The following is a 17,631-nucleotide window of genomic DNA, read 5'->3' as shown; positions in this document are numbered from 1 at the left end:
ATGTATTCTTTATTGTTAGATATCGTCGATTATTTGTTAGAGTATTGCTGTTTTAAATAACCACATTAAAGTAAATCTTTGAGCAGTCTACTAAATCGTTTTTGCTCGCATGCTAAGTTTTTATTTCTTAAATTTTTTAAAAGCATAGAAGCCGATGCTTTAGTCCCTTGATGTATATCTAATTCGTTTTTAATAAAAGAGATAACTTCTTCATCTGAAAGCTTTTGACGATTGTTAACTAATAGCTTAATAGCGTTTGCTTCAAGATCATTGTATTTATCAATTACATTTTTACTCTCGAAAACATTAACCTCAGATTCACCAAGTAAATATTTAGCTAATCTAATATTTAAGGAAACTCTACCGCCTTTTAAAGTGCTACAAAAGTCTGCTTTTGACTCTAGATAGTATGGGATGAGTTGTTCGCTAATCTTATGTTTACTTGAAACAATAAAAAAGTTTTCATTCGTTAGTTTTTTCTCTAAAACTAATTGTTTTAGCTCATCCTGTATTACTTTTAAATAATCAGGAGAAGCAGCAATAAAAAAAATATCATCAGTATTAATAGAGACCAGTGAATGGAGTGATTCGCATTTAAATACATCACTATTTCTTCTTTGGTGTAATGTGTTCCACCATTCACTATTAGTTAATCCCGATTTATTAATTGAGTTTTCACTTCCACTTGAAAAGGTTGCATCATAAGAACCTATTTGTGATGAACTATGAATTAGTCCATAACCGGCCGATAAAACCCATAACTCGAGATTTGGCTTTATAATACTCTTGGCAACTTTCCAATGATCACCTGCATATACTTCATTTGCAGGAGCTTTTTGTTCTGCTTTCTCAAGTTTTTCACACCATGAATTAACTATGGTTTGTGCACTATTATTCTCAATTAAATTTTTTAATTGAATTTTACCCTTAATATTCGACTTCTTAAGGTTTGTACAATTAGTGATTAAATGGATTTTCAAGGGTTAATTGCCTTTGTACACAACACCACACGTGCATGTTTCCATTAATTCAATTGCAGAAAGCTCTGGTAAGATCGGTTTTAGCTCTCCCCAAACCCATTTGGAAATGACTTCAGCCGTTGGGTTTTCTAACCCTTTAATATCGTTAAGGTAGTTATGGTCTAACTGATCATAGATAGGTTTGAAAATTGATTTTACGTCAGAAAAGTCTATAAACCAGCCTAAATTTTCATCCACAGTTCCCTCTAAATGAATTCTAATTTTATAGGAATGGCCATGAAGTCTCCCACATTTATGTCCTGCGGGGACATTGGGTAATTTATGTGCGGCTTCGAACGTAAAGTCCTTATATATGGCTGTTTTCATAGTTTTTCTAAGATATCATACTGTCAATAAAGACAGCATTGTACACCACAATTAAATCACCAGCCACTACTATCGATTGTTTAATTACGATGAATTGTTATAGTGCACTTCAAGATTGGAATTTAATATTAACTGAGTGGTGGAGTTGTGGAAATAGATCAAAAAAAATTATTCGTAAAGATTATTTTGACTTTGCAAAGTGATCATCACGGTTGTAAAGAAGAAGCAGTCAATATGGCAAAAGAAGCGCTTGGAATCGAAATCGAACACAACTCTATACGAGAAATGATAAATGAAATATCAGAAGAGCAGATCGAAAAATTTATGCGTTTGATATAAGTTCTATTTTTTAGTTGGTTGAACAGTACTACTGATAATAATTAGGAAAAATAAGTGAGCATAGAGAAAAATTATCAAAATATTATTTCTGCTATCGGAGAAGACATAAATCGTGATGGTTTAATTGATACTCCTAAACGAGCAGCGAAAGCAATGGAGTTTCTAACGCAAGGATATCATCAAAATATTGATGATATTGTTAATGGTGCTCTATTTGAATCGGATGCAGATGAAATGGTTGTTATCAAGAACATTGAATTATATTCAATGTGTGAACACCATATGCTGCCATTTATAGGTAAATGTCATATTGCTTATATTCCCAGTGGAAAAGTTTTAGGCTTATCGAAGTTTGCTCGAATTGTTGATATGTATTCAAGACGGTTACAAATTCAAGAAAACCTAGCGAGAGAAATAGCTTTATCTATACAAGAGATAACTGGGTCTATTGGTGTAGGTGTAATTATAGAAGCACAACATTTATGCATGATGATGCGTGGTGTAGAGAAGCAAAACTCATCAATGACAACATCCGTAATGTTAGGGGAAATGAGAGAGGATGCCTCTGCTAGGCAAGAAATGCTAGCACTAATTAAGCCATAATCATGATTTAATTAAAATAGATTATTACTAATTTTTGCGAGGTTATAAATGTACTTTAAAGATAACTATTATATTAGTGATGATCGAGATAAGGTTCAATTTGATGAGGTTAAGTCACTACTAAAACAATCTTATTGGGCTAATAATAGAGATATTGAAACTATTCAAACATCTATTAACAACAGTATTTGTTTTTCGTTATTTCATAATAAAAGACAAGTTGGCTTTGGTCGAGTCGTTACTGATTTTGCCTCTGTGGCATACATTTCAGACGTAATTATTGATGTGGAACACCGCAATGAAGGTCTTGGAAAGTGGTTGGTGGATACAATAGTTAATGACCCCAGATGGAAAAGAAAATTTCAATTGCTTGTAACTGATGATGCACATTCACTTTATGAGCAATTTGGTTTTTCTAGTAGTCATAAGTTAATGAGCACGCCATTATAAGTATCTAAAGGAATTAATAACTCCATTTACTAGGGAAAACCAAGTGGCATTATTAAATAAACGATTAACCTCTTTAGGTCATCGAACTCTAAACGACAATAGACATTTTGATTGGAGTGATAATTTAGAAAATATCAGTATTGTAGAATTTCATGCTTCTGGAAGTAAATCCACCACAGGGACTAAACCCATTCTCAGCGAGATTAATCACATATTTGGTAGAATTCACTGATTTTAGTTTGAACTTTAAAAGTTATTATCAGTTTTTGATTTTAACACTCAATATTTATTTACTTTCAAAACGAACACAAAGAAAGTTAATAATGTTCCATTAAATCATTGGTTTAGGTTGTTCTTGTGGCTTGTGTGTATTCGTTCTAGTTTGTTATAACCCCAGTGCAATTAGAGTCGATCAGTTAGTGATTGCGGTGGGTATCAAATTCGCTTATTCATTTGATACTTCAGACAGACAGCGGCCAGCATGTTAGACATATAGTGACTGATACTGGCTGGAAAGTTTCATTGGATCGTGGGTTAGACATATTTCAACAATACGATGTAAATGATGCTTTTAGTTTAACTACACGCCTTCAAAAACACCGTCCTTGTAAGGCATTTGAAGTAACGTTTATTAAGGTTGAGTCATAGTTTCGATTGTAATTATTAAGCTCATAACTTTTCATTGTTATCCGCTCTTAGAGCGAAATTATGCCAGGTTAGTATTCCATTTAATTTAGAATAGGTTGGTAGGATACTGGCCTAAACTTCAAGTTGCACCGCAACTTGGTATTTGTAAAGAAAATAACAATTCAGTCCCACCAATGTTAATTTAAAGTGTTGGACGAAGCAGCTACGCGGCAGAAAAAAGATCCTATCAAATAGATGCTTCTTGTCAAAAAGTCTAAAATCACTAGTAACTGGCTACAAACTTAAAATACCTAACTAACTGAAATTACTGGAAAACACTACTTTCAGGGTGTGTTTCTTAGTAGCATGGATTGTGCCAATAAATCTGGAGTATATATGCAAAAAATTTGAAACCTTTGTATATAAAAGTATTCATATTTAACTAGTTAAAATTATTTAGCTGCTTTTTTAACGTGTAATTCATAATGCAGTAACGCTAGAGATAATTCAAAATCCTCGTTAAATTTAGCACCTACAAACTCTGCAACTGTTTTATAGATCTTGCTAATCTGATTTAGATAATCTTGTTCTCTTTGTCTTAAGTTTATTTTTAATAACGTGTTGTCTCTGCAATCAAGATAAAACTCAACAATATCTTTCGCTTCAGCTGCAATAGTTGACGTAAACTCATCTATTTCGCTATCAAAAAAACTAGCATCTTGGTCAGAATCAATAGCCGTATCTTGCAGCATTTTCTTTGTGTGCTTTTTTGCACTAGAAATAGTATTTAATTCAATTATATCCAAGCATGTTTTAAATACTGCGCAGACATAGTGTTTAGTAAAATTTGGTGTTTTTGATTTACGCATAATTAAGTCTTTATTTGCTATTACCACACTTCACTTCGTTTGCGTGAAGACAAGCCAGTATTGTTTATGCTGCTTTACTTGCCGCTTCAAATAATTTATCCCAATTATTAGATTCATCCGCAGTGGGTTCTACATCATTAATAAAGAAATGGCGACCTTGAACACTGGATTGATCAAGTACCCAATTTGTCATCAGAGATATGTTCGTTGCTCTAAGATCTGATTTGTTTTTATGATAAATAATGATTGCTTGAGCAACTACGTACCTTTCTTTTTTAGTCAGCCTGAAGTCTTTGCTCATTGATGATGAAGCAGCAAAATGAATTAAGAATTTAGCAATTAATTTGCGAGTATCTTTGTATTCAAGGTTCTCATCGTTCAAAACGTAAACCAAAGGATCAGGTATAAAAATCTGATTATCTTTGCAACAAAGTTCAGTTGTAAAAGCAACTAATTTAGCAGTCTGCTCACTTGATGTATGTCGAATATCTAACCAGCCTTGAGCTAGTGCTGTTGCAATGATAAGTGATAATGATTTCATGAGGTTTGCCTTTCTTATTATTTTTATTTTTTAAGTTGATAGTTTATTTTCTCAAAAATAAAACATAACGGCAATCTATTATTTAATGATAATGTAATCTGTATTCATAATTATTTATCTCGTCAATAGTTAAGTGGTCAACTTAAAAGTATTTTTTACAACTAGTTTTTTAAATAAATATTTTGCTGTTTTTAGAGTTGTAAGTGCTATTTTATTATCATTCCTTGCGGATTACGAAGAGGTGACTATTTTTTATTACATTAAAGATCATGATGTCGCCTTAGTTAAGTTACTTATTTGAAAGTGAAATTAACTAGGTTTTTAAATGTTTTATAAGTATATATTATATGGTATAGTATGTGGTGGAAAATCTACACCATCAGTGCCACCACTCAATTGTATTTAATGCTGCCACATCTATTTTATATTAAATTTAGAGCTTATTAGAACGATCAGGTTGGATATATTCAACACTGCTAGTGCACACATTCGCGACATTAGAGAATTGAGAAGTTGGTCGAAATTTTAAGTCGATTTTGATCTACAACGGACATGACTGAACGATCAAATTACTCTGGCAGTTTCCCGATTGTTGACGTTCCCCATAGATAAAAAGATGAGGGTTTCGATGATGGATTTTTGCCAATGAGTCGTTCTGCCTGAGTGTGAACAACGCCACCACAGCGGTCATTCATATAATATCATTAACATGATTTTTTGTTGATCAAAGCTAAAGGTAGTTCATAGTGTTTTTTCACATTAGCTTGTAACGAGTTCTACAAATTCCGGACGTTATTATCTTTGCGAACTAACAAAAAAATTGACCACTATAAGAAGTTCAGTAGAGCTAAATCTTTGGGAAAAACACATTCCCTTGGTGCTAATTGGAAACATAAAAACTCCCCAAATATGAAGGCCAACTTTCAGATAATATAGCAGACTGACCTGATCAAGTAATATTGGCCACAGTTTTGTTGCTAAGTTTAGCACTCCAAAGTAGTTCGAATTACTTTACCAATCGTTGTAACCTTCATATCCAACAGCATATTCTGCCGTATTGTTTTTAAAATTATATTGGCTGATTAATATGTCGCGTGCTCGCCTTTTTGATTTCGTATTTTTAACTAACGCATCACCTAATATTTTTACTTTTTTCTGATTCTTTGTAAGGTGTAAATACCTTAATGAATTAGAGGCTTCTACCTCTTTAAAGATATAATTCTTTTTTGCCGTTGTTTTATATTTAGTTGAGACCTTGAAACCAATATCTCCCCATGCTTTTTCTGAATGCCCATTAGAATAGCTTTCATAATCAAAGTTATTTTCTTGGGATGGTTCAACTTTACGTGTAGATATTTTTGTTGCTGTTGGCTCAACACTAACAGTATCGATTGGATTTTTAGCATCATCGTTCTTCTTGCATATATTATCATAGGACATTACTCCCCAATATGTAACACCAAGACCTACCAAAATTAATAGAACAAAGCTTATAAATGAGTTAGTTACTGAGATTACCCATATAGCATAGAATGCCCATAAGAATAACAAAAATAGTTCCATGTGAAGACAACCTTTTGGTGTTAAAATATTTGACTGTGGCTGAGTTTTGACGCTAAGTATATACATACCCTATCCGATATAATCAATCCATAGTGAGCTTTACGTTTCGCATGTAACAAGTTTAATACACCGATCAAAAGCTGCTCTTCAGTGAACACCTGTTCGCTTCCTTAATAATTAACGCTTTCCATCCCCAGGTTGAACGTTTTTTATTGAAATTTATAACTGCATGGCCTGAAACACTTCCGCCGTCTTCAATGCTAAATCCTTCAATTAATGGTCTATCTATAAAAATATCATTTCCTGTAAACCCTAAACCATTTGAAACCCTTACTGTTTCACTAAAAGGTTTGAAAATGGAGCTACTAGGCAGTTGACTTGTCTCTTTGCAATCAATAGCTTTTGTTCGAACTCCATTCTTACTATTAGATTGACTTACTCTAATTAAAACGGCATCACCAACCTTAAATAGCTTAGGTAATTCCTTAAATGGAATTACCGTTTCAAGACCTTGCTTAATCACGACATGAATTAGGCTCTTAGGTTTATTTACGTGATCAACAATACCTATATTCTCAGGAAATATATCCCAATCAATACCACTATCTCTTTTAGAAAATTGAAGCGCATTAAATCGATCATTAGCATCAAATTCGCCTTTCATTTGGATTGGAGCACCATTTTGAATAGAGTTAAAATTAAACTTATTATCAGGAATAATCACTTCCACTGGGTCTTGTTCTCCAGCTTTTAACAAATACAGCTTTCGTCTCTTTTTACCCGGTTTATCCGGTAAACTAAAGCTTTCGCCTAAACAACCATTCAGCCAAGGTAAACTGTCAAACAATAGTGTTTCTGCTTCTTTACTATAATTAATATAAAGTGATTTATTAGATTGAACGGCATTACTTTGGTTAAACCATTCTTGGTTACGAAGTGTTTCTGCTACATCAGGAATTGCCCAACCTTCACGAGCTCTAGCTTCTATTACTTTTTCAACTTCATATTTGGCTTCAGAAAACATTGTCATCGAAACTAACAACTCTGCTAGCTTCAAACGCAACTTTGCAATAAAACCTTCTTTAGGATTAGAAGATAAAGCACGGCAATAACAACTTAAGGCTTTGTTTCTGTCGATAAACAATTGAATATCACCAAGTAGCTCCCAAGCCCAGTAATCTCCAGATTTTTGTTTAGCAACTTCAACAGCAAGCGCAAAACTTTTTTGATGTTCACCAATACAGCTTAAAGCTCTTGCCTTGTATAAATTTAACCATATAGTTTCATCAGCTACAGAAAGCACTCTATCAATTAAAGGAATGAATGCTTGTAATAAATAGGTTTCATTTTGCTCTACCGCTTGTTTAGTCGCATGCTGAACTATCTTTTGAGCTAGGCAAGGGTAACGCTTACCCGATTCGCTATCAACATATGGCTGAAAGTCATCATCACGTAAATTTTCTATCCCCCAAATTTTGATAAAACCAACAAGATTAAAATTACTTTCTGCAATTAACTTATCCGCAACTCCAAGTATAAGAGAGTGTAAAAGTGCTGGCCGTTCACATTGTAATTGCAAATATTCATTCAATAATTTTTTTACAGCAAACACATTCGTATTTTCAGCCTTTATTAGGGGTTTTATTAGCCGGTATAGCTCCCAACCGATACTTGTTTTAATATCTTGGTTTTGTGGTTGTTGCTGTAAAACCTCTCTATAAATATTAACCGCAACTTGATGATTACCAGCCTTACTTGCTTGTTTGGCATTTTGTATTTTTTCATTAGCAGGATTTGATAACTTAGCAACAAATTCTATTTGCTTTGATAAAATATCATTCACAGATGAAAAGTTAATTGCTTGTAATTTCTGTAAATAGTTATTTATAGCCGCTACATTATTGTTTCCAGACTCTCTTTTACATAAATCAATTAAACACCAAGCCAGCGCTTGTAAGTTCCACTCGTCGTTAGGCTGTTGATTTACAAGGTTGGTTGCCATTTGATAAGCATCATCTAACGCACCTGTCTTACGCATAGCAAACACTTGTTTGCTTGAAATATTATTATCACTCATTAACCTAATGCCTCAGCAATAATATTTTCAATCTCATTAACAAACTCATTAGAGTTAGATAATGCCTTTTTTGCTTCATATTTAGTAAATTGACTTTTTCCATTGTAAAAAACATCAAAAACAGCACTATTTGATTCTTTTTTAAAGCAATACCTTTGTGCGTAATCTCTCGATCTAACTTCAGAAATAACTACAAACGACTTATCAAATACATCAACCATTCTCTGATGGAAATCAGCCAAAAATGGTTGTGGTAACTCAATAATGTAATCAATTTCACTCTTACTAAAGGTATTTAAAATCCTACCTTTTAACGGTAAAACTCTATCTGTAATTAAACGACTCAGCTCCAAATCATCACTTGCCTGAATTGAGGTAACCTTATATTTACCGTTATAGCCAATTCTCACTGTAGAGAAGTCATCTTCTTGTTGAAATAAGTAAGCCTCTTGGTATTGATTATGAGTAATTTCAACTACTTCAATTGATAACCCTATTAAACTACTTTTAATTTCAGACAACAAAGCTAATAAGGGGGGATTGTTTTCAGGAATACCAAAAGACTGATCACTAGTTGACTCTGTAACTAGTGGGGGAATTAAAACATCTGGTGTCAAACTTATTGATGAATCACTAACTTGTTCTATAATCGGTTGAGGTATTGAATTTGATTTTGATGATGAAGCATCCATCGAATTGTGATTTGTAAAATCCATATTAGCCACCTTCTTCATTCCACTGCCTAACTTAATATACGGTTCATCTATCACATATAATGTTGATGAGGTACGAGTTATCGCCGTATATAACCATCTAAAATAATCTTGGCTCAGTGTTTTATAATGTGAACTACACTTTAAAAATACATTCTGCCACTCACTGCCCTGTGCCTTATGACAAGTAATGGCATAACCGAACTTCACTTTAAAAGCATTAAAGTAAGGGTCACTTAGTAGTGCCATTTTAAATTCACTTTTCTTATCTTTAGTTGTTAATCCTGGATGGCGGTTAACAAAATCAACATACAAAGCTTTGTACTCATCTGAGCTTAAGCCAGGCTCATCGTTATAAAGTAAATTTTCAATAATTTTACAAACAAAAAAACTCACCTCTCCATTTTCATTCCTAAAACCCAGCTCAACATTTCTAAAACAAAGCTCAACTTTTATAGTAACTGTTTCACCATGTTTGCCTTTTTTCCGAAGAATAACGTTTCTTATTTCAGGCTCAGAGTGAACTTGGTTAACCATACCAAACTCACCGTTAGTGATCACTTTTTCATGAACATAATGGTTAGCAACAGAAATAATCTTATCTCCTGGCACAACCTCTTTTTGCTCAGGAAAAAAATGCTCCCTAACAACACGGTTATATTGGCTAACTTGGCTGTTAGATGATGCAATAATAATAGAGTCTTTTGTATTAGCAATACGCCCCTGACATACATTCAAAAACTCACTTATTAAATCGTTTGTGTTGAGCGACAGCACATCAGTATCGTTTGTTTTAAAATCTAGCTGGTTGAAAGTCTTCTTTAAAAGTGCCTCTCTCAATATTTTGGCATTAGGCATAATACCACTTTCAGCTTTCTGTCTAACAACTTCTGTAAGCTCATAACTGTCTGAGTTAAACTGATACTTATTTTTTAAATAATCCCTATTAAGTGCTGGAGAATTATTCATACCAACAGGAGGCAACTGAGCATTATCACCAATAAATATAATTTTTTTAGTATGGTCGTTATGATCTAAATTAATATAGTTCAGTAAATCTGTAAGCAAATAACCTGATCCAAAGCGAAAGAATTCAGCATCAGAGTAGATATCCGAAACCATTGATGATTCATCAACAATATATACCGTTTCTGAGCAATGTTGATTCACTTTTATTTCAGCATAGAAGCGAAATGTTTCAGAGCCATCAAGGCCTTCAACCTTATACTCTTTTATATTATCAAGGTTATAAATAACACGATGAATGGTTGAGGCTTCTTGGCCTGCTTTATCACTGATAACTTTAGCGGCTTTTCCAGTTGGTGCCATTAATACAAATTGGCGGCCAATTGCATCTAGGTATTGTGTTAACCCTTGAGTGATAAACGTTTTACCTGTACCTGCATAGCCATTTAATATAAATACAGAGTTTTTTCTTTCATTGAGAAAAACATCAAGTTCTTTAACTAACTCTGACTGCCCAGATGTAAGAGAGTGCTCTTTAAAACTATCAAAAATATTTACTTTTGCGCGAGTCATATCCATTTGTAAGTCAAAGCTTGTGACTGCTTGGCTACTGGCTACTTTAAATTTTTCAACTTGATGGAAATTGTTTGTTTCAGTGATTTTACTTTGCGCTTCTATTAAGTCTTGCCTAACTAACAATAACTCCGCTTCAGCACTAGCGAGAGCTTTAGATTCATTATTCATTTTTTCGGTAAGTTGCTGATTTTCTTTTTCTACCGCCAAAACATCTTCAATATTCTTAGGCTGTGCTGGTTCAATAAACTCAGGGATATCAAGGTAAGAGGTATTTATAGTTTGAATTAACCATCTAACCACCAAGTAAGCTTCTTTAACCAGCCAAAGCGCTTGCTCAACAGTATGTTTAGTGCTGTTGTGAGCTGCTTTATTTCCGTGCATTCGAAGAGCGTGTAGTTTTGCAACAATGTTAGCATCAACAACCTCTTTAAAGCCGCGATGATTTATCTTTGTACATAGATCTGACTGAGGCTCTATTTCAATGGAGAGCGCTAAAAATATGTTTCCAACAAACAACTCAGTAAAACATCTTAGTTTAACTAACGCTGCCTGAGGGTCTGTATAGGCATATATTTCAGCAGCAGAGCCTAGCTCTGCTAACCTTTTAAAATCACTGTAAACGAGAAGAAAGTCAAAGTTTGAATTCATTGCGCTAATTCCTTTTAATTTATATTTTATTATTATCGGTTATCGGTTATCTGTTCTCTTAACTAATTTGTTGACCTAAACCAATGGTTCTTTAAGTGCGATAAAAAACTTAGACATATGCTCTACCTGCCACTCAATAATTCCTAACCAGTTGCCACGGTTATAGCCATCAATGTATTTCTTGCCCTGTATTTTCCTGGCAAGTGCATCACTAACAATCAATTCGACGAATATAAGAATGGCGAAAGGCCCCCCATATAAAAAACCAACCGATACTTATTAATACATACCAGACATAGACGCTGTGGAGTTAAATCCAGAGCAACACAAAGAAGCTGCTTAACAATTTAGGCGAAAACTGTCTTGAAAAACACCGAATTCGTTGCAATGCATGATTATAGAAGTATGAAAATCTATGTCGCATAACCTTATCCCATTGTATTTAATTGTCGATGCTTCCTATATAAACAAACATGACTTCAGCCGTAAAATTAACAAAATTAACAAAATAAAAAAATTGTTAATTATACATTACTCATAAAGTTTGAACTTCTGATATTAAAATTCAAGCTTTATAGGGGGACAACAAATTGGCAAAAGGACATACATATGAAAAATGGCAGAAAGCGGCTTATCGATTTCTGGCAATAATATATCTACTCGTGATCAAGTTGTAAAGACAGACAACGATGATGAAGAGAGTGAATATCATAACCACTGCTTTAACTGTCAAAATGATGTAGACAGCTCAACTGAAGAACAATGCGAGGTATGTGATTGGCTAATTTGTTCTCACTGTAATTCTTGTGGTTAAAAAATAATTGTTAACTTTGCTATCACCACAACGTTCTCTTTATGAACAGACAAACTTAGGTAATTGAATTTAAGTTATTTGTTAAAAGAGAGACAATTATGCGTTATCAAAATACTGAATCGAATAGAAAAAATTGGGTGCCACAGCCATTAGGTAGAAAAGGAAATTTAAATAGTTGGATTGAAAGAATGGAGCGAGCTTGTCCAGATCCTGAATTAGGTGAAGTTGTTTGGTTAGATGGCTACTCAAGTCGCACTGCATATAAAGCTATTGGCTTTAAATCTAATGGTGATGTTATCTGGCAAAGAGGAAAAGTTATTAAACATTAATAACGTAGAAAACAAAGAAATATCAACTTCCAATGGTTTTTATTTCAATTAGGTTTTAATTACTTGTATATTATGATTTATGGATGGTTTCAACATAATCAAATGACAGGTAGTTAAGTGGAAGCAAATAATAAAGAATTAGCTGAATATATGTTATTAATTAAAAAATTAACTCATTATAAATTGAAAACACAAGATCCTGCTTATCAAAGCTTCGCTGAAGATATAGTTCAAGAGACATTTTTAAAATTATATAAGCAAGACTTTTTTAATAACAATAAGCTTGATTCTGAAGATGACAAAAAAATGATCGGAGCTTATATCCGTAAAGCTATTTATTCATGTTTTATGGATCAACTTAAAACCTTAGGTATAAATAGAAGATTGACTAAAGCCGAGTCAATTAGCTCAGGCCAAAAATATGAAAATATTAAACATGAACTAATTGAAGATGTTAATGAAAATGATATTGCACTACCTAGTGTTGAAAATCCAGATCAATATGTGTTTGTTAAAGAAGCTTATCAATGGATCAAAGGGTGCTATACCAACCTTTTAACGAAAATAAATGACACCGATAGAAAAACTTTTTTTGAAGCGGCTTTCTGGCAATTCAATGAATATGATATGCCACTTAAAACATTGGCAAAGCACTTAGGATATGACTCAAGTAATCCAACACAAGAATTAAAACGATTTGTAGAAAAGGTTTCAATGTGTACTCAGCCTCATGGGATAACCATTAATAACCCTCATGAGCAAATTCAATTTTTACGAGAGCAAATAGAAAGTGCTGAGGTGTACTCATGAAACCTATTGATATAACTGATCAAATTTTAAAAATGCATGAAGAAGAAGTTATTCAACAAATGATAACGGATACTCAAGAAGAGCTTGCAAGCGATATCCCTAGTGATCTACAAAAAGAATTAGATTTATGCTTAAGCAAAGCAAATATGAGTGAGAGAAAATCTACAGATCATGTAATTTCATTCACACCAAAAGAAAATAATATAGTCGCATTTCCTTTTGCAGAAACAGAATTGCTTGCAGCTTCTGGTAAATCATTAGCGGATTGGTTCGCTCAACCGATGAATTTTGGTGGCGCAGGATTTGTATTAGATGTTCGTCGTGTTTTAGGATCAGATAATGAAGTTGATTTGTACCTTACCCCAAATGAGAAAGACAACTCTAAAATGAAAAGTTCTTTGTTATCATACCTTGGAAAGTCACTAACGATAGATGTGAATAATAATGGTGCGAGCTTATTAAATGCTACTTTATATGTTGATGAATCAGGCTGTAATGCGGAAGGAAGTGGTTACCTGAGCACAGATAGTGATTCGAAAGATATTAAAGGAAAAATTAGTATAAATATTCTTTTGGATGATAAATAGAAGTTTAAATCAAGTATAACCGCAACACGGAAGTTAATAATGCTCTACATTCTAACTAGCACAAAAACCATTCTTAACGTAGATGTTAGAGTGCAAGAAAGTCGAACTGGTGACTCAAATGTTGAAGGTGTTTTAAACCTAAAGCTCAAACAAACCTTAACGTCCCAATCTTTTGAGGAGCAGCAAGCCTATTTAACAGCTTCAGCTACGGCTGCTTATGTGTCTTTTAATAAGCTAGACCAGCGCCATCGTTTTCGCGCAAGTGTTAATTTACTTCCCTGTAATAATGAAAATTATAATTTCACCCAGGGCAGTTCAAGTAGTGGTTTAGGCTATGCGTTAGCCTGCTTTGATGACTGGTGGAGAATCAATTTACAAAAAAATAGCGCCTTTGCTCATCCTGTATTTGCTACAGGAGAGGTCGTAACGTCAGGTCATATAAAAGCGATTGGTCATATCGTTGAGAAGCTTGAATCTACGTGTAAATATGTTGAGCAAAATCAAGATAGCATTTCATCTTTTTACCTTTGCTATCCTCAAGATAACGACAAAGACATCCCAGAACCGCTTCGAAAACGTGTAGAGAGTCTTGGCGGAATACTCATTCCTTCTGAGCGATTACAACACACGCTAGGCCAATTGTTAGGCGATGCCTACAATGGCGACCCGTTAGGGCGCTGGCAACCTTTTAAAGGATTAAAAAGCTTTGACTATGAAGACAGTGTGCGTTTTTTTGGTCGAGATAAAGATGTTGAACGCTTATACAATGATATAAAACAAAACAGTGGTTTATTAATTGTTTCAGGCGCTAGTGGTACAGGTAAGTCCTCCTTAATCAAAGCGGGGTTAATTCCCAAACTAGAGCAAGAGTATGATGGGCTACATTGGGCGTATTGCACACCGAATTCTTTAAAAGAAAAACAAGGTGTTTTACGTTTTATTCTCGAAGAACTACTTATTGCTTGGGATATAAAAGACCAAAACCTTGATGAGCTAGTCTCAACACTTAATCACTCCATTGAAGAAGGAATAACGTCTTTATCTTCTTTGTTAACCCCTGATACGAAGCAATGCTTGTTGTACTTAGACCAATATGAAGAAGTGTTTAGTCAAAGCGAGCAAGATATTGAAAGTATTGGCAGTGAGTTAAGCATTATTGATGACTTAGCCAAAGCGCTCTCCCCATTAAATATTGTCTTAGCCATACGAAATGAATACTTAGGGCGTTTACTCGATAACCAAGCACTTCGTTCACCGATTATCTCTAATGTTGCTTCACAACTGACCTCACAAGAGTGGGAAGCCATTGTACATGAGCAAGCTTTGTTTTCAGGTATTACCTTTGAGCAAAAAGATGAAAATAATGAAGCATTAGATACCATTATCATCGAAGAAGCTATCAACACTCCATATGCATTGCCTATGGTGAGCTTTTTACTTGAGCAGCTTTATAGTAAAGGTATAGAGGAAAAGACAAACGCAACAGTATTACAACATAAGCATTATCAAGCACTGGGTGGGTTAACAGGTGCTATTGCTTATCGCGCATCAACGGTTTTACAAGAGAGTGAGGCATCAGAAAAAACAATCTCAACCTTATTTGATTACTTTGTTGGGGTTAACCCTGAAGGACTACCTTTTGCAAGATGTGTTGAGCTAGCGGATATTTCATCAAACACAACGCTTGCTAATCTTGTAAAGGGCTTTATCGATGCGAACTTAATTGTGAGCGTAGGAGGAGATGCAGACAGCTCAGCAGTACAACTTGCCCATGACAGTCTGTTCACACATTGGGTTGCTTTAAAAAAGTGGATTGTAGATACTAAAGAATATCTTCTATGGCGCTATAGTATTGATGGTCAATATACGCGTTGGCAACAAGTAACAGCAAACAAGAAAGACTATTTATTAAAAGATAATCAGCTACTTAACGAAGGTAAAGGCTACCTTAAGTTAAACCTTATTCGAGACTCAAAACTTAATTATTACTTAAGTACCTCATTAAAACAAAAAAATAGAAAGCAACTTAGTGTGTTTTTTGTGTTTATTCTTCTTCCACTGTTCCTTGTAGGTCTTTATCAATGGGATAAGCAGCGCATTAAAACCTATTACTATTCGGCTGTAGGTGAGAGATGGAGTGTTCCTTTTGGTATAAATGAGTTAACGGATGAGCAAGTTAGTCACCGAACCTTTAGCTATAAAATGGAATACCAAAATAGTGTATTAAAACGCTTAAGTCATGTTAATAGCGTAGGTACATTAACAAAAGATGAGAATAGAGAAAACAATGCCTTATGGGAATATCAATATACAGAGCAAGGGAAGATTCAATCAGTAACGGTTAAAAGTGAAACCACGAAAGAAGTACAAACAATTAACTTTGAGCTTGGTAAAAACAATCAGGCAATAGCATCGTTTAATAAAAGTTTTGGTAATAAAAACTTTAATCAAATATCAAATAATCTGCAATATATGCTCTATATCGACTCAACTAACGTTGATATGACCAAAACAAACTCTGATATCTCTCAGCACTTAATTACTTACTCGCTAGATGGGGATGAGTTAAAGCGTGAATACCAAAACCCTTACGATTTACCAACGCCGTTAAATAATGAACACTATGGCTTTTCATATACCTATAATGAAAAAGGCTTAAAAAATACTACTTTTTCATTGGACAAAAACGGAGGTGTCTTTGGTAGTTATGAAAATGAATATGTTTATAATTTATTTGGTCAAGTTGTTGAAGAGAAAAGAGTATATAAAAATGGAAAAGTAGCATCAAAAAAATTAACTTACGATGAGTGGGGGAATTTAAATCACGAAGAACTTCTAAATAACGATAAAAAAATAATTTCTGAAGGAGGTGTAGCTAGAAGACATTACGAAGTTGATGTTGATGGGAACCTTATCAAACGTTACTTTACCGATATTAGTGGAAATTATGTGGCTAAAAAGTACGGGGTAGCAATACAAAAAATCACTCATGATGAAAATGGTCGTGTTGCAGACAGAGCTTTTTTTGATGTAAGAGAGCAACCAGCTTATGGGGTTCAAAAATGCCATAAAGTTTCACGTGAGTATGATGACAATGGTAATGAGATTAGCGAAGTTTGTTATAACCCCAAAGGTGAGTTGAGTTTAAATAATCTAGGCTGTGCCCTTACAAAAGTATTGTTGAATGAAAATGGCAGCATGGCTGAGATGCGTTGTTTGGATCAGAATAACAAACTGACACTAATGAATGTTATTCCAGTAGCAAAGATTAACGCTACATACGATGCGTTGGGTCACCTTAATTCTTTTTCATTTTATGGTACTGATGGTAAACCAACGTTGAATAATGAGGGTTTTGCAAAAGCAGTTATTAAGAATGACTCAAAAGGTAATAAAGTTGAATTTAAATTTTTTGGGGGTGATGGGGGCTTAACTTCTAGAACGGATGGTGCTGCTATAGAGAAGTACAAATACGATGCTAAAGGGAATCGAATTGAGCAATCTTATTGGGGGAGGGATGAAAAACCAGTATACATTGAAGGTCAAACAAAGTTTAAGACTAAATACGATGATTTAGGCCGAAAAACAGAAGTAGCATATTTTGATGAATTTGATGAACCTGTTATTGCTGAGGAACTTAATTACCATAAAGAAATAACTAAATATTCAGTTAAGGGGAATTATAAATCATCAATTAATTATTATGATGAAAAGGGACAATATATTCATATATTGTCCAACGAAACGAAACAAAAAAATTATCCAATAAAAAT

At 33.9% G+C, this 17,631-nt stretch carries 16 protein-coding genes; 9 read left to right on the top strand and 7 right to left on the bottom strand.

Going from position 1 to position 17,631, the window contains the following annotated elements:
- Positions 1-65: 65 nt before the first annotated feature.
- Positions 66-980, bottom strand: coding sequence for a DUF6884 domain-containing protein (locus tag H4J52_RS16455; RefSeq protein WP_182225205.1), 915 nt, complete (start codon positions 978-980; stop codon positions 66-68).
- 3 nt (positions 981-983) lie between these two features.
- Positions 984-1,346 (bottom strand): 6-carboxytetrahydropterin synthase QueD, encoded by a 363-nt coding sequence (gene queD, locus H4J52_RS16450; RefSeq protein ID WP_182225204.1) that lies wholly within the window; start codon positions 1,344-1,346, stop codon positions 984-986.
- Between the two features lie 147 nt (positions 1,347-1,493).
- Between queD and H4J52_RS16445 the strand changes: the two genes are divergently transcribed.
- The 4 genes from H4J52_RS16445 (at position 1,494) to H4J52_RS16430 (ending at position 3,386) form a co-directional block, all read left to right on the top strand.
- On the top strand, positions 1,494-1,685 hold the full coding sequence (locus H4J52_RS16445) for a hypothetical protein (protein WP_182225203.1): 192 nt from the start codon (positions 1,494-1,496) through the stop codon (positions 1,683-1,685).
- 54 nt (positions 1,686-1,739) lie between these two features.
- Positions 1,740-2,288, top strand: a complete 549-nt coding sequence (gene folE, locus H4J52_RS16440; RefSeq protein ID WP_182225202.1) for a GTP cyclohydrolase I FolE — start codon at positions 1,740-1,742, stop codon at positions 2,286-2,288.
- Between the two features lie 48 nt (positions 2,289-2,336).
- The gene (locus H4J52_RS16435; RefSeq protein ID WP_182225201.1) at positions 2,337-2,738 is read left to right on the top strand and encodes a GNAT family N-acetyltransferase; all 402 of its coding nucleotides are present in this window, start codon (positions 2,337-2,339) and stop codon (positions 2,736-2,738) included.
- 495 nt (positions 2,739-3,233) lie between these two features.
- A complete protein-coding gene (locus H4J52_RS16430) occupies positions 3,234-3,386 on the top strand; it encodes an MIT C-terminal domain-containing protein (RefSeq protein WP_310649996.1) in 153 nt (50 codons plus the stop codon).
- Positions 3,387-3,817: 431 nt separating this feature from the next.
- Here the strand turns inward: H4J52_RS16430 and H4J52_RS16425 are convergent, their stop codons facing one another.
- The 5 genes from H4J52_RS16425 to H4J52_RS16405 all read right to left on the bottom strand — a co-directional run bounded on the left by H4J52_RS16425 (position 3,818) and on the right by H4J52_RS16405 (position 11,318).
- Positions 3,818-4,234, bottom strand: coding sequence for a hypothetical protein (locus tag H4J52_RS16425; protein WP_182225200.1), 417 nt, complete (start codon positions 4,232-4,234; stop codon positions 3,818-3,820).
- A 64-nt stretch (positions 4,235-4,298) separates the two neighbouring features.
- Positions 4,299-4,775, bottom strand: a complete 477-nt coding sequence (locus tag H4J52_RS16420; protein ID WP_182225198.1) for a hypothetical protein — start codon at positions 4,773-4,775, stop codon at positions 4,299-4,301.
- A 1,011-nt stretch (positions 4,776-5,786) separates the two neighbouring features.
- Positions 5,787-6,338 (bottom strand): hypothetical protein, encoded by a 552-nt coding sequence (locus H4J52_RS16415; RefSeq protein WP_182225196.1) that lies wholly within the window; start codon positions 6,336-6,338, stop codon positions 5,787-5,789.
- A 133-nt stretch (positions 6,339-6,471) separates the two neighbouring features.
- Positions 6,472-8,415 (bottom strand): DUF7017 domain-containing protein, encoded by a 1,944-nt coding sequence (locus H4J52_RS16410; RefSeq protein ID WP_182225194.1) that lies wholly within the window; start codon positions 8,413-8,415, stop codon positions 6,472-6,474.
- Positions 8,415-11,318 (bottom strand): ATP-dependent RecD-like DNA helicase, encoded by a 2,904-nt coding sequence (locus tag H4J52_RS16405; RefSeq protein WP_182225192.1) that lies wholly within the window; start codon positions 11,316-11,318, stop codon positions 8,415-8,417. The genes H4J52_RS16410 and H4J52_RS16405 overlap by 1 nt, the downstream gene beginning before the upstream one ends.
- A 616-nt stretch (positions 11,319-11,934) precedes the next feature.
- On the opposite strand from H4J52_RS16405, the gene H4J52_RS16400 reads away from it, so the two are divergent.
- The 5 genes from H4J52_RS16400 to H4J52_RS16380 all read left to right on the top strand — a co-directional run.
- Entirely contained in the window at positions 11,935-12,132 is a 198-nt protein-coding gene (locus tag H4J52_RS16400; RefSeq protein ID WP_182225190.1) for a hypothetical protein, read from the top strand.
- A 98-nt stretch (positions 12,133-12,230) separates the two neighbouring features.
- On the top strand, positions 12,231-12,461 hold the full coding sequence (locus H4J52_RS16395) for a hypothetical protein (RefSeq protein WP_182225188.1): 231 nt from the start codon (positions 12,231-12,233) through the stop codon (positions 12,459-12,461).
- A gap of 117 nt (positions 12,462-12,578) precedes the next feature.
- A complete protein-coding gene (locus H4J52_RS16390) occupies positions 12,579-13,271 on the top strand; it encodes an RNA polymerase sigma factor (RefSeq protein ID WP_182225187.1) in 693 nt (230 codons plus the stop codon).
- Positions 13,268-13,858, top strand: a complete 591-nt coding sequence (locus H4J52_RS16385) for a hypothetical protein (RefSeq protein ID WP_182225186.1) — start codon at positions 13,268-13,270, stop codon at positions 13,856-13,858. The genes H4J52_RS16390 and H4J52_RS16385 overlap by 4 nt, the downstream gene beginning before the upstream one ends.
- Before the next feature lie 39 nt (positions 13,859-13,897).
- A partial coding sequence (locus H4J52_RS16380) for an ATP-binding protein (RefSeq protein ID WP_182225185.1) occupies positions 13,898-17,631 on the top strand: 3,734 nt, incomplete at its 3' end.

The organism is Colwellia sp. MB02u-14, from assembly GCF_014076915.1.
Taxonomy (GTDB): Bacteria; Pseudomonadota; Gammaproteobacteria; order Enterobacterales; family Alteromonadaceae; genus Colwellia_A.
Note: the sequence above shows the minus strand (reverse complement) of the source record. Positions and strands in the feature narration are given on the sequence as shown.